This window comes from Thermohalobacter berrensis (assembly GCF_003609645.1).
Taxonomy (GTDB): domain Bacteria; phylum Bacillota; class Clostridia; order Tissierellales; family Thermohalobacteraceae; genus Thermohalobacter; species Thermohalobacter berrensis.
Map to the genome: position 1 here is coordinate 56,283 of NZ_MCIB01000001.1, position 19,846 is coordinate 76,128.

General features: G+C 27.9%; 19 protein-coding genes. All 19 read left to right on the forward strand.

The window, feature by feature from the left end:
* Positions 1–107 precede the first annotated feature (107 nt).
* The 19 genes from spoIIGA (at position 108) to BET03_RS00390 (ending at position 19,708) form a co-directional block, all read left to right on the forward strand.
* On the forward strand, positions 108–1,001 hold the full coding sequence (spoIIGA, locus tag BET03_RS00300; protein WP_120166061.1) for a sigma-E processing peptidase SpoIIGA: 894 nt from the start codon (positions 108–110) through the stop codon (positions 999–1,001).
* Between the two features lie 16 nt (positions 1,002–1,017).
* Positions 1,018–1,749, forward strand: a complete 732-nt coding sequence (gene sigE / locus BET03_RS00305; RefSeq protein WP_120166063.1) for an RNA polymerase sporulation sigma factor SigE — start codon at positions 1,018–1,020, stop codon at positions 1,747–1,749.
* A gap of 140 nt (positions 1,750–1,889) precedes the next feature.
* Entirely contained in the window at positions 1,890–2,663 is a 774-nt protein-coding gene (sigG, locus tag BET03_RS00310; RefSeq protein ID WP_120166065.1) for an RNA polymerase sporulation sigma factor SigG, read from the forward strand.
* A gap of 94 nt (positions 2,664–2,757) precedes the next feature.
* A complete protein-coding gene (locus BET03_RS00315; protein ID WP_120166067.1) occupies positions 2,758–3,027 on the forward strand; it encodes a YlmC/YmxH family sporulation protein in 270 nt (89 codons plus the stop codon).
* Between the two features lie 107 nt (positions 3,028–3,134).
* Positions 3,135–3,596 (forward strand): transcriptional regulator NrdR, encoded by a 462-nt coding sequence (nrdR, locus tag BET03_RS00320; RefSeq protein WP_120166069.1) that lies wholly within the window; start codon positions 3,135–3,137, stop codon positions 3,594–3,596.
* Between the two features lie 202 nt (positions 3,597–3,798).
* A complete protein-coding gene (gene pgeF, locus BET03_RS00325; RefSeq protein ID WP_120166071.1) occupies positions 3,799–4,620 on the forward strand; it encodes a peptidoglycan editing factor PgeF in 822 nt (273 codons plus the stop codon).
* A 20-nt stretch (positions 4,621–4,640) separates the two neighbouring features.
* Entirely contained in the window at positions 4,641–5,336 is a 696-nt protein-coding gene (locus BET03_RS00330) for a response regulator (protein WP_120166073.1), read from the forward strand.
* Positions 5,337–5,347: 11 nt separating this feature from the next.
* A complete protein-coding gene (gene pnpS / locus BET03_RS00335; protein ID WP_120166075.1) occupies positions 5,348–7,108 on the forward strand; it encodes a two-component system histidine kinase PnpS in 1,761 nt (586 codons plus the stop codon).
* A 213-nt stretch (positions 7,109–7,321) separates the two neighbouring features.
* Positions 7,322–8,335: a cache domain-containing protein gene (locus BET03_RS00340; protein WP_120166077.1), complete on the forward strand. Its 1,014-nt coding sequence runs from the start codon at positions 7,322–7,324 to the stop codon at positions 8,333–8,335.
* A 32-nt stretch (positions 8,336–8,367) separates the two neighbouring features.
* On the forward strand, positions 8,368–9,582 hold the full coding sequence (locus BET03_RS00345; RefSeq protein WP_120166079.1) for a methyl-accepting chemotaxis protein: 1,215 nt from the start codon (positions 8,368–8,370) through the stop codon (positions 9,580–9,582).
* 111 nt (positions 9,583–9,693) lie between these two features.
* Positions 9,694–10,392 (forward strand): DUF1614 domain-containing protein, encoded by a 699-nt coding sequence (locus BET03_RS00350; RefSeq protein ID WP_120166081.1) that lies wholly within the window; start codon positions 9,694–9,696, stop codon positions 10,390–10,392.
* Entirely contained in the window at positions 10,382–11,452 is a 1,071-nt protein-coding gene (gene spoIIP / locus BET03_RS00355) for a stage II sporulation protein P (RefSeq protein ID WP_183108648.1), read from the forward strand. Before BET03_RS00350 ends, spoIIP begins: the two co-directional genes overlap by 11 nt.
* A gap of 22 nt (positions 11,453–11,474) precedes the next feature.
* On the forward strand, positions 11,475–12,392 hold the full coding sequence (locus BET03_RS00360) for a YIEGIA family protein (protein ID WP_120166085.1): 918 nt from the start codon (positions 11,475–11,477) through the stop codon (positions 12,390–12,392).
* Positions 12,393–12,404: 12 nt separating this feature from the next.
* On the forward strand, positions 12,405–12,599 hold the full coding sequence (locus tag BET03_RS00365; protein WP_120166087.1) for a capping complex subunit for YIEGIA: 195 nt from the start codon (positions 12,405–12,407) through the stop codon (positions 12,597–12,599).
* Between the two features lie 173 nt (positions 12,600–12,772).
* Positions 12,773–14,107 carry a DUF512 domain-containing protein gene (locus BET03_RS00370; protein ID WP_120166089.1) on the forward strand — a complete coding sequence of 445 codons (1,335 nt, stop codon included), beginning with the start codon at positions 12,773–12,775 and terminating at the stop codon, positions 14,105–14,107.
* Positions 14,108–14,111: 4 nt separating this feature from the next.
* Positions 14,112–15,434 carry a ribosome biogenesis GTPase Der gene (gene der, locus BET03_RS00375; protein WP_120166091.1) on the forward strand — a complete coding sequence of 441 codons (1,323 nt, stop codon included), beginning with the start codon at positions 14,112–14,114 and terminating at the stop codon, positions 15,432–15,434.
* Positions 15,435–15,436: 2 nt separating this feature from the next.
* Positions 15,437–16,033, forward strand: a complete 597-nt coding sequence (plsY, locus tag BET03_RS00380; RefSeq protein ID WP_243096825.1) for a glycerol-3-phosphate 1-O-acyltransferase PlsY — start codon at positions 15,437–15,439, stop codon at positions 16,031–16,033.
* A 16-nt stretch (positions 16,034–16,049) separates the two neighbouring features.
* A complete protein-coding gene (locus BET03_RS00385; RefSeq protein WP_120166095.1) occupies positions 16,050–17,078 on the forward strand; it encodes an NAD(P)H-dependent glycerol-3-phosphate dehydrogenase in 1,029 nt (342 codons plus the stop codon).
* Between the two features lie 191 nt (positions 17,079–17,269).
* Positions 17,270–19,708 carry a bifunctional diguanylate cyclase/phosphodiesterase gene (locus BET03_RS00390; protein ID WP_120166097.1) on the forward strand — a complete coding sequence of 813 codons (2,439 nt, stop codon included), beginning with the start codon at positions 17,270–17,272 and terminating at the stop codon, positions 19,706–19,708.
* The last annotated feature ends 138 nt before the right edge of the window (positions 19,709–19,846 follow it).

Sequence of the window (19,846 nt, forward strand, 5' to 3'; positions counted from 1 at the left end):
CAGCATATGACAGATTTTTAAAGCATAGTATTGTATAATATGAATAAATTGAATTTCAAATGAATATGAGTAGAATAGAGGAAGTTTTTCCCAAAGGGGGATAATAAGTGTACATATATGCAGAATATTTATTGCTAGAAAACTTTATAATTAACTTTATTATATTATATGTAACTAAACATTTTTCAAGAACAGAAACTAGTAGATTAAGACTAGTTATTGCTTCTATTATTGGAGCATTATACACATTAGTTGTTTTTTTTCCTTCTTTAAAGTTTATGACTACGTTTATAATAAAACTTTCCATATCAATTTTAATTATAATTATAGCTTTTAATCCAGTTAGGTTGAGGAAGTTTTTGACACTAATAGCTACTTTTTATGTAGTATCTTTTGTTTTTGCAGGTGCAGCCCTTGCATTATTTTATCTATCAGATTTTGAAGTTTACGTAGGAAATGGAATTTTTTACATAAATAACTTTCCTTTGAGATTATTAATTATTGCAATTATAACTTCTTGGATATTAATAAAGTTTTCATGGGGATATATACAATCAAAACTTAGTAAAGCTAGAGTTTTTATTCCTATTACTATTGAAGCAAATCATAATAGTGTTGATATAGTAGCTTTATTGGATACTGGAAATTCTTTGAAAGACCCAATTACTGATATACCTGTAATAATTGCTGAATTTTCAGCTATAAAAAATTTACTACCAAAAGATGTTCAAAATATTTTTTTAAAATATAAAGAAAATAGTCTTGAAATTATTTCATCAATAATGGAAGAATCGATACAAGAAATGAAGTTTAGACTAATTCCTTTTAAATCTCTAGGCAAGGAAAATGGTATGCTTATAGGTTTTAAACCAGATAGGGTAATAGTTAATGAAAAAGATGCAATAAAAAATGTAACAAATATTATTGTTGGAATTTATAATAACAAACTTTCTAATGAAAATGATTATAAGGCATTATTACATCCAGATCTTTTAGATTAGTTGGGGGGGAGACAAGGTGTTAAAATTTACTGACAAGCTAAAGTTATTTTTAAAGGTTAATTACATTAAAATTTTAAAAAAGTTTAAATTGTATAAAGAAGAAGAGATATTTTATATAGGAGGTAGTGAAGTATTACCACCTCCTTTGACACCTGAAGAGGAGAGTTATTTAGTATCTAGGCTAGAAGAAGATGATTCAGTAAGATCAATTTTAATTGAAAGGAATTTACGTCTAGTTGTTTACATAGCAAGAAAATTTGAAAATACAGGTGTAGGTGTAGAAGATTTAATATCTATTGGAACAATAGGCTTAATTAAAGCAGTAAATACATTTAAACCAGATAAAAAAATAAAGCTTGCAACATATGCATCTAAATGTATAGAAAATGAAATATTAATGTTTTTAAGAAGAAACAGTAAAACTAAAACAGAAATATCTTTTGATGAGCCTTTAAATATAGATTGGGATGGAAATGAGTTATTATTGTCTGATATTTTAGGTACAGAAAATGATATAATTTTTAAATTTTTAGAAGAAGAAGTTGATAAAGAACTTTTAGATGAAGCAATGAAAAAACTACCTAAAAGAGAGAAAAAGATTATGGAATTAAGGTTTGGGTTAAACAATGGTGAAGAAAAAACTCAGAAAGAGGTTGCTGACCTTCTAGGCATTTCTCAGTCATATATTTCTAGATTAGAAAAAAGGATTATAAAGAGGTTAAGAAAAGAGATAAATAGAATGATATAAAGGCCGATCTTGGCCTTTATTTTTTTTAGAATAATATAAAAATCCTAAAGTATTTACTTTAATTATTGCATAAAAAAGAAATTAAAGGCAATACTTTAAAACTAAAGGGGGAAATATTAATGAAAGGATGATATGTAGGGATGCATATCAACAAAGTTGAAATATGCGGAGTAAATACTTCTGAACTACCTGTTTTTACAAATGAGGAAATGAGAAAACTTTTCGATAGGATACACGCTGGAGACCTAACAGCAAGGGAAGAGTTTATAAGAGGTAATTTAAGGTTAGTTTTAAGTGTAATCCAGCGGTTTAATAAAAGGGGAGAAAATGTAGATGATTTATTCCAAGTTGGATGTATTGGATTAATTAAAGCTATAGATAATTTTGATTTAAGTCAAAATGTTAAATTTTCTACTTATGCTGTACCAATGATTATTGGAGAAATAAGACGTTATTTAAGAGATAATAACTCAATAAGAGTAAGTAGATCTCTTAGAGATATAGCTTATAAAGCTTTACAAGTTAGAGAACAATTAATGAGTAAAAATTCAAAAGAACCTACAATTACTGAAATAGCTAAAGAGCTTGATTTACCTAAAGAAGAAGTTGTATTTGCGTTAGATGCAATACAAGATCCAATATCTCTCTTTGAACCAATTTATCATGATAGTGGTGATGCTATTTACGTAATGGACCAAGTAAGTGATGAGAAAAGTGAAGATGAAACTTGGCTTGAAGGAATAGCATTGAGAGAAGGATTAAGAAAGCTAAATGAGAGAGAAAAATTAATACTAAATTTAAGGTTTTACGAAGGAAAAACACAAATGGAAGTTGCAGAAGAAATAGGTATATCTCAAGCACAGGTATCTAGGTTAGAAAAAACTGCATTAAAGCATATGAGAAAACTTATTTAACTAAAATTTGCTCACCTTTTACAAAATTAGTAATAATTTAAGACAAGTTAATATATTATTTTAATAAGAGTATAAATAATAAGAAGGTGAGCAAATGGTTAAGACTTCAGAGTTAAAGGAAAAAGAAGTGATAAATATAAGAGATGGGTCAAGACTAGGATTAATTAGTGATATAGAAATTGATTTAAAAAGAGGTGAAATAAAAGCAATAGTAGTACCAGGTCATGGTAATTTATTTAGTTTATTTAATCGAAGGGGTGATTATATTATAGAATGGAGAAATATAAAAAAGATTGGTAAAGATGTAATATTAGTAGATCTCTCCCTAAATTGGGAAAGAGAAGATAGCGGAAAAAATATTTAAATTAAAAAAATTGGACATAATTACAGAAATATATTATAATTTGTAGCATAAAGTATAGATTATATTATAATTTGTAGCATAAAGTATAGATTAAAAGGGGGAATTTTATGATATGTCCCTATTGTGACTATTATGAAACAAAAGTTGTAGATTCACGTCCTACAGATGAAGGACAAGCAATAAGAAGAAGAAGAGAATGTACAAAGTGTGGTAAAAGATTTACTACCTATGAAAAAATTGAGGAAATTCCCCTTGTGGTTGTAAAAAAAGATGGAACTAGACAGTCCTTTAGTAGAAGTAAACTTTTAAATGGAATAATTAGAGCCTGTGAAAAAAGGCCTGTTTCTATTAAAGTAATGGAACAAATAGTAGATGAGATTGAAAAAAGTTTATATAATTCTATGAAAAAAGAAATTACCACTAAAAAAATAGGCGAAATGGTAATGAATAAGCTAAAAAATGTTGATGAAGTAGCTTATGTAAGATTTGCTTCCGTTTATAGACAATTTAAAGATATAAACACTTTTATGGATGAACTTAAAAAGTTATTAGATGAAAAGAAATATTAAAGCTGTAAATAAACTAAAAAGGACTCTTTTGAGTCCTTTTTAGTTTATTTAAGAAAATATATTTTTATAGTATTATAAAGAAAAATGTGAAGTAGTATAAACACCTTAGTAGAGCAAGTTTATCTATTTCTTTATGATAATTATATTTGCTTTAGAAATAATATTATAAATTAATATTTATTAAGAAAAAGGAAGTGAAAAAATGGGGAATAATAAGTTTATATTAAATGAAAAAAATGGGGTTAAATATTATACAATACCTAGCTTTGATGAGACAGGGTTAATAAAGCATATGTTTACAACGAGAATTGGAGGAGTAAGTCCTAAACCTTATGATAGTTTAAACTTGGGATTTAATCTTGAAGATGAAAAAGAAAATGTCTTAAAGAACTATAAAATAGTTTCTGATGTTATGGAGGTTTCATTAGATAGTTGTGTCCTATCAGATCAAACACATGGTACTAATATAAGAATAGTTACTAAAGAAGACGCTGGAAAGGGGATTGTAAGACAAAAAGATTATAAAAGTGTTGATGGACTTTTAACTGACATACCAGGATTGACTATATTTACTTTTTATGCAGATTGTGTACCGATTTTTTATTTGGATAAAGTAAAAAAGGTTGTTGGATTAGCCCATGGTGGATGGAGAGGTACTGTAGAAAAAATTGCAGGAAAAATGATTGATAAAATGATTAAGGTTTATGGATCTAGGCCAGAGGATATACTTATAGGAATAGGACCATCTATAGGCCCTTGCTGCTATGAAGTCTCAGAAGATGTTTTTAAAAGATTTAACGAAAATTTTACAAACACTCGAAATATGTTAAAAAAGAGGGGTTCAAGTAGATGGATGTTAAATTTATGGGAAGCTAATAGGGAAGCCTTAAAGGAAAAAGGAATTAAAAGTAGAAATATAACTATAAGTAATTTATGTACAAGTTGTAACAATGATATTTTTTATTCCTATAGAAAAGAAAAAGGTAAAACAGGAAGAATGGCTGCTATTATTCAGCTTGTTTAACTACCTAGGAGGTGTAATTATTGAATTTACAAAAGAAAATACTTGTAGTTGATGATGAAGAGCATATTGTAGAATTAATTAAGTTTAATTTAGAGAAAAATGGCTATGAAGTAGTTACAGCTTTTGAGGGTGAAGAAGCTTTAAATAAGGTATATGAAGAGGAACCAGATTTAGTAGTATTAGATCTAATGCTTCCGGGAATAGATGGGATAGAGGTCTGTAAAAGAATGAAAAGAGATTCAATAACGGAAAATATTCCAATAATTATGCTTACTGCAAAAAGTGAAGAAACTGACAAAGTTCTAGGACTAGAAATTGGTGCAGATGATTATATTACAAAACCCTTTAGTGTTAGAGAACTTATAGCTAGAGTAAAAGCTGTTTTAAGGAGAAGTAAAGATACTAAAAAAGAAGAAGCTCAGATAATAAAAGTTGGTGATATAACTATTGATATTGAAAAACATGAAGTTTCTAAAAATGGGGAAAAGATAGATTTAACTCTTAAAGAGTTTGAGCTTTTAAAAATATTAGCTCAAAACAAAGGGAAAGTTCTTTCAAGAAATTATCTTTTAGACAAAGTTTGGGGATATGATTATTATGGTGAGACTAGAACCGTAGATGTTCATATTAGACATTTAAGGAAGAAAATTGAAGATGAGAATAAACACTTTAAATATATAGAGACCATTAGAGGAGTAGGCTATAAAATGAAATAGAGGGGGAAGAAATGAAAAGGAAAATATTTATAACATTTATTACTCTTGTTTTAATAGGAATTATTACGACAGGAGTATTAGCACTTAATCTTTATAGAATGAACCACTTATATTCTATTGAGGAAAGATTAATTACAAATTCTAAACTTATTAGAGAATTTTTATATTCATTAGATGAAGTAAACTATGATGAAATATCAGAATTATATTCAGATAATGTAAATGCAAGAATAACTTTCATAGATAGAACGGGAAAAGTGATTGGTGATTCAAAAGCAGATATAAGGTTTTTGGAAAATCACAAGGATAGGCCTGAAATAAAAAAGGCCTTAAAAGGTTATACAGGTATAAGTCAAAGATTTAGTGAATCATTAGGATATGATATGTTGTATGTAGCTATTCCTTTTAACAAAAAAGGAAGTGATTTAGCTGTAATAAGATTATCAGTACCTTTAGTTAATATAATTAATTTTAATAGAGCTTTATTAAAATACATGGCTATATCAGTAGGAGCTGGTTTACTTGTTGCACTAATTTTAGGGATTAGATATGTAAATAATGTAACAAAACCAATACAACAATTAACAGTTGCTACTAAGAAGATTTCTCAGGGAGATTACGGAGAAAGGGTTTATTTTAAAACTGAAGATGAGTTAGGAATTCTTGCTGAGAATTTTAATACTATGAGTGAAAAACTTAGAAATACTATTAATGAGCTTCAGGACAGTAATACTAAGATGAGAGCAATATTAAGTAGTATGATTAATGGAGTAATTGCTTTAGATAATTACAAAAGAATTGTGTTTTTAAATAAAGCTGCTGAGGAAATGTTTGGACTCGATACAGAAAAAGTAAAGGGTAAACATCTATTGGAAGTTGTGAGAAATAATGTATTAGATGAACTTATACAAAAGCTACTTGCAGAAAATAAACGCTCTAAACAGGAAATTGAAGTCCATGAACCTAGGTATAGAATACTTAATATACACTCAAACCCAATAACTTTAAAGGACAATCCAAATAGAAAAATTGGTGTATTAATAATAATAGAAGATGTTACAGAAATTAGAAAACTAGAAAGATTAAGAAAAGATTTCGTAGCCAATGTATCCCATGAATTAAAAACTCCCCTTACTTCAATAAAGGGATTTATAGAAACATTAAAAGAAGGGGCTGTGGAAAATAAAAAAGTTAGAAATAAGTTTTTAGATATAATTGATATAGAAACAGGAAGGCTTACAGCACTTATAGAAGATTTACTAATGCTTTCTGAAATAGAGAATAAGCATCAGATGGCAGAAATGGAAGAGATAGATGTAAATAAGTCAGTTGGAGAAGTAATTCAAATTTTAAATGAAATAGCAAAAAGTAAGGATATAGAACTTATAAACAATGTAGAAGAAAATATTCCAAAACTTTATGGAAAAAGAACTTGGTTTAAACAAATGCTTATTAATTTAATTGACAATGGTATTAAGTATACTCCAGCTGGAGGAAAGGTTGAGGTAATTGGATATAGAACTAATGACTTTGTAATAATTAAAGTTAGGGATACAGGAATAGGGATTGAGAAAAAACATCTATCAAGATTATTTGAGAGATTTTACAGGGTAGATAAAGCTAGATCTAGACAAGTAGGAGGTACTGGTTTAGGCCTTGCAATTGTGAAGCACATAGTTTTATCCTTCAAAGGTAAAATAGATGTAACAAGTGAAGTTAATAAAGGAACTGAATTTAAGATTACATTACCGGTAAAAAAGACAGATAAATAAAAACAGTGAGTAGGTTAAAAGCCTATTCACTGTTTTTATTTTTAACTAGGATTTAACAATCATTTAATGCCCGATTAACATATAGGCATTATAGTTATAATTGAAAAACCAAATGAAATTAGTGAAACCACCAAGTACTATACAAACCCAATCTTCCTAATTTGATAAAGGAAAGGAGCTTTTGTTCCTTTCCTTTATTTTTAGGCTGAAAAAATGGAAAAATCTGATAGGGGGAAACAATATTATGATAAACTTTTGGAAAAAAATTTTACCAAATTCTTTATTAAAAAAATCTATAATTCATCGAAAAAATCTTTTAAAAAGTTGACTAAAATAAAAATAATAAAATTAAAAAAGACCAAAGATAATAAAAACAAAAATAATAAGGAAAAAAAGAAGAGAAAAAGAATAAGTATAGGTTTATTTAATAATGTTAGAAAACTCTCTTTAAAACAACAGCTTATGATTGTATTTATCCTAATATCAATTGTACCAGTTACATTATTAGGATTTGTTACATATAATAAAGTTTATTCTCAAGTTAGTAAGGTTCAAAAAAATATGCTTTCAGCCCATGCACTAGGTGTTAAAAATAATATTGATACAACGATAAGTAGTGCAGAAAATGTTTTTAAAAGTCTTTCTGCTCAGACAGATATGTTAGTTTTGTTAGAAGATATACATAATGATAACAAATTAGATAATATTATAAGTTTAAATAAAGTGCTTCTTTCATTAAAAAATGCAGTTAATAGTTCTGATGGATTATATGAAACTATATTTATTACCAATGTAAAGGGAAATGTTATAGGTGATGGTTCTAGATATAAAGAAGTTTATGAGAATATTAATATTTCCAATACCGATTACTATAAAAAATTAAAGGTCGATGAAAAAGGTGTTGTAATAGGCAAGCCAATAATATCAAAGGCAACAGGAAGATATGTTATACCAGTTGCTAAGCCTATTGATAGTCTTTCTGATAGATTAGGCATAATGGTAATTATGTTTGATTTAGAGGAATTTACTAAGCCTTTTAAAGAAGTAAAAATAGGAAAAACTGGATACATATATATAGTTAATGAGAAAGGCACTATTGTTTATCATAAAGAAAAAGACAAACTGTTAACAAAGATTGAAAATAGTCTTATTAATAATGCTATTATTGAAATAAAAAAGGTAAAAAGAATATACAGGGCTTTGGTGTTTATACATATGATAGCATAGGGAAAGTTGCAGTTTATAACAAACTTAATAGTATGAATTGGATAAGTGTTGCAACAATGGATAAAAGTGAATTTGAAAATAGTACAAATGTTATCAGAAGTTTTATGATTGTAGCAGTAATTACCCTAGCTTTAATTTGTTTATCTTTAGCTTTACTATATTCAAGAATAATAACAAAACCTATTAGTAAACTTGCAAACCTTATGAAAGAAATTTCTGAAGGAAGATTAGGTAAAAGGGCCGATTTTCATACTAATAGAGATATAGAATTATTAAATGATAGTTTTAATAATATGAGTGAAAAATTAAAAAATTTAATTAGTAAATTAATAAAAATATCTTCTGATGTTGCAGATGTCTCACATAAACTAAATAAGATTTCAACAGATGCATATAGTTTTAATAAGCATGTATCTCAAGTTATTGAGGAAATAGCAGTAGGAGCAGCTCACCAAGCTGATGATGTAAATACTGGTGTAAATAAGATAAATAAACTATCAAATATAATGGGAAAAGTCAATAGTTATACAGATAATATTTTTAGAACATTTGAAGATACAGATAAAGTGATAAAGAATGGACTAAATCAAGTTAATACTTTAAGTAGTAAGTCTCAAGAAAGCTATAAAATTTCTGATAGAGTACACAAGGAAGTAGTAGAATTAAATGATTCTATAAAAGAAATAGAGAAGATAATTATGACTATTACAGAAATTTCCAAGCAGACTAATCTGTTAGCTTTAAATGCTGCAATTGAATCTGCGAGGGCTGGTGAGGCAGGTAGAGGTTTTTCTGTAGTGGCAGAGGAAATAAGAAAGTTAGCTGAACAAGTTGCTGTTGAAACGAATAATATTAGAAATATAATAAATAGTATCCAAGAAAAGGCACATAACGTTGAAAATGTTTCTAATACTAGTGAAGAAATAGTTAAAGATCAAAATAAGGCTGTTAAAGATACAAGAAAGTCATTTGAAACCATTTATGACTCTACAAAAGAAATGCTAAGAAAAGTATCAGATATAGTTTCTGAAATTGAAAAGGTTGATAAACAAAATGAAGAAATAGTTTCTTCTATTACCAATATTAATGAAACTGCTAACAAAACAGTTAGTATATCACAGGAAGCAAATGCAAAGTCACAGCAACAATTTGCTACAGTAGAAGAAATAAAGAATTTCAGTGACAAATTAAATAACTTATCAGAGAGCTTAAATGAAAGTATAAAACAATTTAATATAGAAAAATAAAAGGATGTTCCTTTAAAGGGACATCCTTTTATTTAACCCAAAACTGAATAGACTGAAAAAATACAGGGTAACCTAATAATTGAATTATTAACCTAGGAGGATATTTGTTTAATGTCTATAGGCATTATTATTCTTATTGGAACAACTATTTTAATTTTTAGTGGCTTATCTCAAAGAGCATTAGATAGATTAAGATTAAATGACAAACAAGCATTACTTGTTGTTATCTCAATTATCTTTTCAACTTTTTTTCTACCAGATATTAAGATTACAGATTTAGTTTATATTAATATAGGTGGGGCTATTATTCCATTAATATTAGTTTTGTATCTTTTTATAAAGGCTGGAACTAAGAAAGAAAAATTAAGAGCAATAGTAGGAGGGATTTTATCAGGCTTTGCTATTTATTTAGCAGGCAAAATATTGTCGGGAAAACCGGAATCGTTCTTATTTGACCTTAATATTCTATATGGAATTACTGGGGGAATAATAGCCTATATATTGGGTAGATCAAGAAGAAGTGCTTTTATTGCAGGAGTTTTAGGCGTTATTTTTAGTGATATTATACAGTTTATATTAAATATTTATAGAGGTTATAATGTACCTGTTTTTTTTGGAGGAGCAGGGGCATTTGACTCTACAATTTTAGCTGGAGTATCAGCCCTTTTTCTAGCTGAAACCATAGGAGAATTTAGAGAAAAAATTCAAGGAGGAACAAACAAAAAAGATATGAAGTTTGAAGGAGGTGAGTTTACCAATATTTTAGATGAGAGGGTAAAAATAAAAAGGGATGACGAAAATGAAAAATAGATGCATAATATTGGCACTAATTTTTATTATACTAACTATTAATTATGTTGAAGCTGATGACTGGTATTTGAATGGGAAAAGTTATTTTACAGTTTATGATATGAAATCAAAGAAAAAATTATTTCTAACTGCTTGGCAAGTAAATATAGGAGATAAATACCATAGTGAAGATAATAAATTATATGAAATTATTAAAGTAGAAAAAGGAAATATTGCTTATGCAAAATGTTTAAAGGATATAAAAATGCCTGATATTTCTAATGTATTAGAAGAGACTGTATTTAAGCAAGAAGATGTTAAAAAAGTGGGAATATATTTTACACATACAGATGAATCCTATATACCAACATCTGGCACAGCAAGTGAATGGGGAAATGGAGACATAATTGCAGTAGGTAAAAATTTCACTAATAATTTAGAAAAACAAGGTATTACAGTTATTTTAAATAAAACCAGACATGACCCACATGATGCTGCATCATATAAAAGATCAAGACGAACGGTCTTTAGAATGCTATTAAAGCAACCAGATGCTTTATTTGATTTACATAGAGATGGAGTTCCTAAGGAAGAATATATTACAGAGTTAAATGGAGAAACAGTATCTAGAATAAGGATTGTATTAGGAAGAAGAAATCCAAATTTAATGGTAAATGAAGAATTAGCACTATATATAAAAGCAATAGCAGATGAATTGTATCCTGGATTAGTAAAGGATATATATTATGGTAGAGGTAATTATAATCAAGATTTAACACCTAAGAGTTTGTTATTAGAAATGGGAACATATACACTTTCTCAAAGTCAAGTAAATAAATCTAACAAATATTTAGCTGAAATTATAAAAAAAGCAGTTTTTGGTGGACTTGTTGGAACTAGGGAAGTAAAGGGAGTACAAAAAAGTAACAAAGGAGCTTATAAAGGACTAGTAACTATAATATTTTTTGTAAGTTTAGGAAGTCTATTATTTTTATTTATAAGCTCTAGCAAAAAGGAAAGAAAAGCAAAAATAGAAGACATTATTAATAGACTACTTAAGTTTTTGAATATAAGACATTAATAATTAAAGGGTGAGTACTATTATGTTTGAATATGGATATACTATAATACCTTCAATCGTTTTAGGTGTATTATCAAGGTTATCAATGTTAAGAATTGATTCAAGACAATATCCAAGTTATCCCCAAGGCACATTTTCACATCTAACATTGGGAATTATAGCTGCAGCCTTAGGTTCAGTAGCAGTACCAGCATTAGCTGAAAAAGAATTTGCAGCTGTAACATTTTTAGCTTTGGCTGCACAACAATTTAGGGATGTAAGAAATTTAGAAAGGCAGAGCTTAGATAATATGGAACCTACAGAATTAGTTGCAAGGGGAACTGCATATATAGAGGATATAGCAAAGGCCTTTGAAGCAAGAAATTATATGACTATTTTAACTTCAGTAATAGTTAGTATTGTAATATTTACACTTACACAGGCTAATATTCATAAGACCTTGGCTATACTTATTGGTATTCTCATTGGGTTTATTGCTATTATATATTTTAATAGAGCAATTTCAAGGCAAACTATACAGGATATAGCTGATGTCTATCCAGCAAAAATAGAGTTTCAAGGCCCTTTATTAACTGTTAACGGAGTTATTATTATGAATATAGGATTAAAGGCTTCTAGAGAAATATATATGAAAAATGGAATTGCTGTAGAAATAATTCCTAAAGATGAAAATGGAATAGCAACACTAGCTAATTTAGGTCAAAGACAGGCAATACAACATAATGCCGCTACTCAGTTAGGAATAAGAAAAGATAAAGATGAACCAGATTTTACACCCATAGCAAGAAGGGACCCTCATACTGGAAATGTTGTTATGGCAATAGTATCACTAGAGCCAGATGTCGAATGCCTAGTAGAGGCAGTAAAAAATACTATTGTATTAGAAAGTTCAAAAAGGAAGCCTTTAGATTCAAAAGCTGGTAGGAAAGCGGCAGATTAGGGGGTGATATATATGGATGTTGGTTTAAAAGATACAATACTTGCAATTATAACTACAGATAGGGATGTAGTATCTAGTGGTAGTGTTCCAATTTTTTATGCAAAGGATGAAGATGAAAAAGAAAAGATTGCTTTACTTATAGCAAAAGTTACACTTGGCATGATTCATGATTTGGAAAATGGTTGCTATATAATTGTAAAACACTAATAGTTAATATATCATGTAAATTATATTATAAATGTAATAAATATTTGATACATTTACTTGATTTTTATAAGAAAAATTGGTAGCATAACAAAGGTATAATGTAAAATAAAAATATTTATGGTATACTATTATTACTAGGTCCTAATAGCAAATAATTAATATGAGGGGATATTATGGAAATCAAGTATTGTAAACAGAATAAAAATATAATTGAGAATATACAAAAGGGTAGTATAGCTGAGGAAATGGGAATTGAAAAAGGTGATATTTTAATATCCATAGATGGTCAAGAAGTAAAAGATATTTTAGATTATAAATATCTTATAGCAGATGATTATATAGAGGTTACAATCCAAAAAAAAGATGGTGAAATTTGGCAACTTGAAATTGAAAAAGATTTTAATGAAGATATTGGTATTGAATTTACAAATCCTTTAATAGATAAAGCTAAAAGTTGCAAAAACAAATGTGTATTTTGTTTTATCGACCAATTACCGAAGGGACTTAGAAAAACTTTGTATTTTAAAGATGATGATTCAAGACTTTCTTTTTTACATGGTAATTTCATAACACTTACAAATATGAGTAATGAAGAAATAGAAAGAATTATAAAATACAAATTAAGTCCAATAAATATATCAGTACACACTACTGACCCGGACTTAAGGATTAAAATGCTAAATAATAAAAGAGCAGGCAATATATATGAGATTCTTAAAAGATTTAGTGATGCGGGAATCAAGATGAATTGTCAAATAGTCTTATGTCCGGGAATAAATGATGGAGAACATCTTGAGAAAACAATAAATGATTTATCTAGTTTATACCCTAATATTAACAGTGTAGCAGTAGTACCTGTTGGAATTACAAAATATAGAGAGGGATTATTTGAGCTTACACCATATAACAAAAAATTATCTAAGGAGTTATTAAACTATATACATCATAAACAAAAAGAATATATGAATAAGCTAAATACTCGTTTTGTTTTTGCTGCAGACGAATTTTATGTACAAGCTAATAAAAAAATACCTAGCTATGAAGAGTATGAAGGCTTTCCTCAGTATGAAAATGGCGTAGGATTAATGCGACTTTTTTATGATGAAGTTAAAATTGCTTTAAAAAAGCTAAATAAAAAAATAGTAAAGGATAAAAGCTATATAGTAGTAACAGGTACTTTAGCTTATAAATTTATGTGTGATATTGCAAATATGATAATGGATGAAATAAGTGGTTTAAATATTAAAGTTTTACCTATTGAAAACCACTTTTTTGGTGAAACAATTACTGTATCTGGTCTTATAGCAGGTAGAGATTTAATTAATAAGTTGAGTAAGTATGAAATTAAAGATGGTATTATAATTCCTAAAACAATGTTAAAAAGGGATGAGGATATTTTTCTTGATGATATAACTATAGATGACTTGAGAAAAGAATTAAAATGTAACGTTTTAGTATCTGATGTAGATGGAGAAGATTTTATAAATAAACTTATTGAAGAGAGGTGAAATTATGGCAAGACCTGTAGTAGCTATAGTAGGAAGGCCTAATGTAGGAAAATCTACACTATTTAACAGAATAGCTGGAAGGCGAATTGCTATAGTTGAAGATACACCAGGAGTTACTAGAGATAGAATATATGCTGAGGGAGAATGGTTAAACAATTATTTTACTATAATAGATACTGGTGGAATTGAGCCAGATACTAGTGATGTAATCCTATCTAAAATGAGAAGTCAAGCTGAGATTGCAATTGAAACAGCAGATGTTATTCTTTTTATAGTAGATGGAAAAGCAGGAATTACAAGTGCTGATAGAGAAGTTGCTAATATGCTAAGAAAAAACCATAAAAATGTTATACTAGTATGTAATAAAGTAGATACTCACATATTACCAGATACTTTTTATGAATTTTATGAATTAGGTTTAGGAGATCCAATTCCAATATCAGCTTCACAAGGATTAGGAACTGGAGATTTATTAGATGAAGTTATAAAAAGATTTCCAGAAGATAAAGATACAGAATATGATGAAGACATTATAAAAGTTGCAGTGATAGGAAAACCAAACGTTGGGAAATCTTCCTTAGTAAATAAAATTTTAGGCGAAGAAAGGGTTATAGTAAGTGATATTCCCGGTACAACAAGGGATGCTATTGATACACTATTTGAAGTAGGAGAGGATAGATTCGTATTTATAGATACAGCAGGGATGAGAAGAAAGAAAAAAGTAAAAGAAAATATAGAAAGATATAGTGTAGTAAGGTCACTAACCGCAATAGAAAGGGCAGATGTTTGCCTTATGGTAATAGATGCTACTCAAGGAGTAACTGAACAAGATACTAAGATTGCAGGATATGCTCATGAAAATGGAAAGGCAATTGTAATTTTAATAAACAAATGGGATTTGATTGAAAAGGAAACTAATACTTATTTAAATTTTGAAAAGGAAGTTAGAGAAAAACTATCTTTTATAAACTATGCACCACTAATTTTTATATCAGCTAAGACAGGAAAAAGGGTAAATAGAGTAATAGATATGATAAAAACTGTATCAAATAATCATTCTATGAGAATTAGTACAGGAATTTTAAATGATATAATAAGTGAAGCTATTTTAATGAATCAGCCACCTTCAGATAAAGGAAAAAGACTTAGAATCTATTATGCTACACAAGTTAGTGTTAAACCACCTAAATTTGTAATATTTATAAATAATAAAGAGCTTTTACACTTTTCATACCAAAGATATCTAGAAAATGAAATAAGAAAGGCCTTTGGATTTGAGGGGACACCTATTTGGTTTCAATTTAGAGAGAAGAAAAAGGGGGATTAATTTTGGGTGATGTAATTTTAACTATTATTATAGGTTACATTTTAGGTAATTTAAACTTTGCTTATATTTTAGGAAAGTTAGTTAAAAATACTGATATTAGAAATTATGGTAGTGGTAATGCTGGAGCTACAAATGCATTGAGAGTATTTGGAGTTAAAATGGGTCTAACAACTTTTTTATTAGATTGTGCTAAAGGAGCAGTGGCTGTAATTATTGGAAAATACATTTTAGGTGATATTGGTGCATTAATAGGAGGAATAAGTGTAGTAGTAGGTCATAACTGGCCAGTAGTTTTGAAATTTAAAGGTGGAAAGGGTATAGCTACTACTATTGGAGTAGTATTATCCATTAACTATATATTAGCACTTATTTGTATAGTAATAGGTATAATTCTTATTGCAAAAACTAGATATGTTTCATTAGGTTCAGTTACAGGTATGGCTTTGTTACCTATAGTTACTCTAATAATAGAGAGACCTATAGATGTAAACTTTCTAATTTTTGTTTTAATATTATCAGCTTTTGCAATTTTTAGACATAAAGGGAACATCCAAAGGCTTTTAGCTGGTACAGAGAGAAAACTTGGAGAGAAGGCTTAGTTAAGGAGGAGACAATATGTTAAGCAAAATAGGAATTCTCGGAGGAGGAAGTTGGGGAACCGCCTTAGCTGTTTTATTGGCTAAAAAAGGTTATGATATAGATTTATGGATAAGAAATAAAGAACAATGCGATAATATTAATTTTTCAAAAGAAAATGTTAAATATCTCCCAGGAGTTATAATTCCGAATAATGTTAAAATATTAAATGATATTGAAAAAGTTGTTTTAGATAAAGAAATAATAGTTTTAGCAGTTCCTTCACATGCTGTAAGAGAAACCTTAAAGAAGATTAAAAATAAGGTTGATAAGGAAAAAACAATTGTAAATGTGTCAAAGGGAATAGAATGTGATACATTAATGAGAATATCCGAAATAGTAGATGAAGAAATTCCTAATATTAATTATGCTGTACTTTCTGGACCATCTCATGCAGAAGAAGTTGCCAAGGATATACCAACTACAATTGTAACAGCTTCTAAAAAGAAGAAAGTAGCTGAATACATACAAGAGGTATTTATGACACCTAAATTTAGAGTTTATACTAACCCAGATGTTATAGGGGTAGAATTGGGAGGCTCTTTAAAAAATGTTATCGCTTTAGGTGCTGGAATTTCAGATGGTTTAGGATATGGTGATAATACTAAGGCAGCTTTAATGAATAGAGGTATAATTGAAATATCTAGATTAGGTGAAAAAATGGGAGCAAATAAAAATACTTTTGCTGGCTTATCTGGAATAGGGGATTTAATAGTTACTTGCACTAGTATGCATAGTCGAAATAGAAGGGCTGGAATAAAAATAGGAAAGGGATATAGCCTAGAAGAAGCAATAGAATCAGTAGGAATGGTAGTAGAAGGTATAAAAACAACTAAAGCAGCTTATCAGTTATCAAAAAAATACAATGTGAAAATGCCTATTACTGAAGAAATATATGGAGTTTTATATGAAGGTAAAGATGTTAAAAATGCAGTAATAAATTTAATGCTAAGGGATAAAAAACATGAAATGGAAGATATAGCAGAACATTGGGAATGGAATTCATAGTAGAATCAATAAATTTAGTTTAAAAATCCTTAAGCAGATAATTATCTGCTTAAGGATTTTTTTATTAAGTTAAAATTTGTATAATATTAAAAAATGCCACAAATCGATAATATACAACACGATTAGACATTTATATTAGCTTTTATGATATAATTGTTTTATAATCGGTTATATATTGAGGGGGTAATCCTGTGAATAGTAATAAAGAAAAAGTAGAAGCAGATGATATTGCTGACCTTTTTCTAAATGCATTATATATAATAAAGGATGATGCAATTGTTGGCTGTAACAATTCAGCATTGGAAGTTTTTAAATATGATAACAAAGAAGAGATAATAGGACTTAGGCCATATGAGATGTCCCCTAAAAAACAGCCAGATGGTAAGCTATCAAAAACTAAAGGGAAAGAAATTGTTAATATAGCTTACGAAAAAGGTTACTATGAGTTTGAATGGCTCCATAAAAGAAAAACTGGAGAAGATTTTATAGCTAATATAAAACTATATAGAATAGGACTATTTTTGTATGCTGTTATTACAGATATAACTGAGGTAGAAAAATTAAGAATGGAATTGAAAATTAAGGAAGATATTTATAAGTTTATTTTCAATAATCATCAAACTATTATGATACTTATAGATTCAGAAACAGGCTCAATAATTGATGCAAATAAAGCTGCTATTTCATATTATGGGTATAGTAGAGATGAATTACTTAATAAAAAAATACAGTATATAAATGTTTTACCTAAAGAAGAAGTAAAAAAGGAAATGAAAAGGGCAAGATCAAAGAGTAAAAACTATTTTTTATTTACCCATAAATTAGCTAATGGAGAGTTTAGAGATGTTGAAGTTCGTAGTTTTCCAATAGAAATTTATGAGAAAAAACTTTTGTTTTCAATTATTTATGATGTTAATAATAAAATTACAGAACAATCTATGTTCCATCATATGTTTAAAAATTCACCAAATGCAGTGGCGATTTTAGATAATAAAAATAGAGTAATAAATATAAATAAAAAATTTACAGATTTATTTCAGTTTTCACTAAATGAAATTAAGGGGAAAAACTTAAAAGAATTTATTTGTATAAGCGAATGTAATAATATTGATGAAAATGATAATCAAAACATATTAGATTCTATTCTAGAAGGTGGGTTAGTAGAATGTGAAACTAGAAGGAAAAGAAAAGATGGAAGACTTATTGATGTAGAGCTATTAGCCTACCCAATATTTAGCAATAACAGAATAATAGGTGGCAATGTAGTTTTTAAAGATATCACTGACAAGAAAAGAATGAATAAAAAAATAAAGTATTTAGCAGAAAGGGATTCCCTAACAGGTTTATATAATAGATTTTATTTTAATAAGAAATTTCAATTATTAATTTCAGAGGTAAGTAAAGGGGATAGATTAGGAGTACTTTTTATAGATATTGATAATTTCAAGGATATAAATGATTCTCTTGGTCATCATATAGGTGATAAAATACTTGTTGAGTTTTCAAAGAGGATTGAAAATAAGTTAAAGAACTGTGACTTATTTGCTAGATTTGGAGGAGATGAGTTCGTATTAGTTATAAATAATGTCAAAAGTAAAAGTGATTTAAAGGCTATAGCACTAAAGATAATTGATTTACTAAATGATCCTTTTATAATAAATGATAATTATTTTTATTTGTCAGTTAGTATAGGAATATCTGTTTATCCAATAGACGGAAAAGATTCTTATACATTGGTTAAGAATGCAGACACAGCTATGTATAAAGCCAAGTATAATATTGCAAGCAAGCATAAAATTTTATTCTATTCTAGAGATATGGGAATTGAGATAGAACAAAATTTTACTATGATAAATTATTTAAAAAAAGCTATAGAGAATAATGAATTATACATAAACTATCAACCTATAATACAAATTAATAACAACCAAATTGTAGGTGCAGAGTCCTTATTAAGGTGGAAAAATAGTAAATTAGGGAATGTTTCACCAGATAAATTTATTCCTATTGCTGAGAATACTGGACTTATCTATAGTATTGGAGAATGGGTAATTGAGAATATTTGTAAAAAAATAAATGAATGGAAAAAGAAAGGATTAAAGCTAATACCTATTTCAGTTAATATTTCTGTCAAACAGTTAGAATATATTAGATTTACTGAGTTTGTCAGAAAGACTTTAGATTACTATAACATTGAACCTAAGTATATCGAATTTGAAATAACTGAAAGTGTTTCAGCAGGTAATATAGATAAGATAGCTAAAACAGTAAAGGAACTTAGTGAAATCGGAATAAAAATATCAATGGATGACTTTGGTACAGGCTATTCATCCCTATCTTTGCTAAAAAAGCTATTTATTAATAAACTTAAAATTGATAAGGTTTTTATAGATTATATTGAAAGTAATCTAGATTATAAAAAAGATTATAACAAATTATTAAAAACAATAATTAATATGGCTAAAAACTTTAACCTAAAGGTAGTAGCAGAAGGAATAGAAACAAGAAACCAACTAGAACTTTTAAAAGTTTTAGGTTGTGATTTTAGACAAGGTTATTTATTTAGTAAACCATTAGATGTTGATTCGTTTGAAATTTGGGTAGATAAAAATTCAAAATATAAATATTAAGTAAAATACTTTAATAAATAATGTGTCCAGCATTGGGCACATTTTTTTATTGTGTAATATACTCATGTCATAAAATATAGTTTAAAGCATATATTTTTATTAATATTAACTAGATTTAAAATTCTAATATGTACTTCT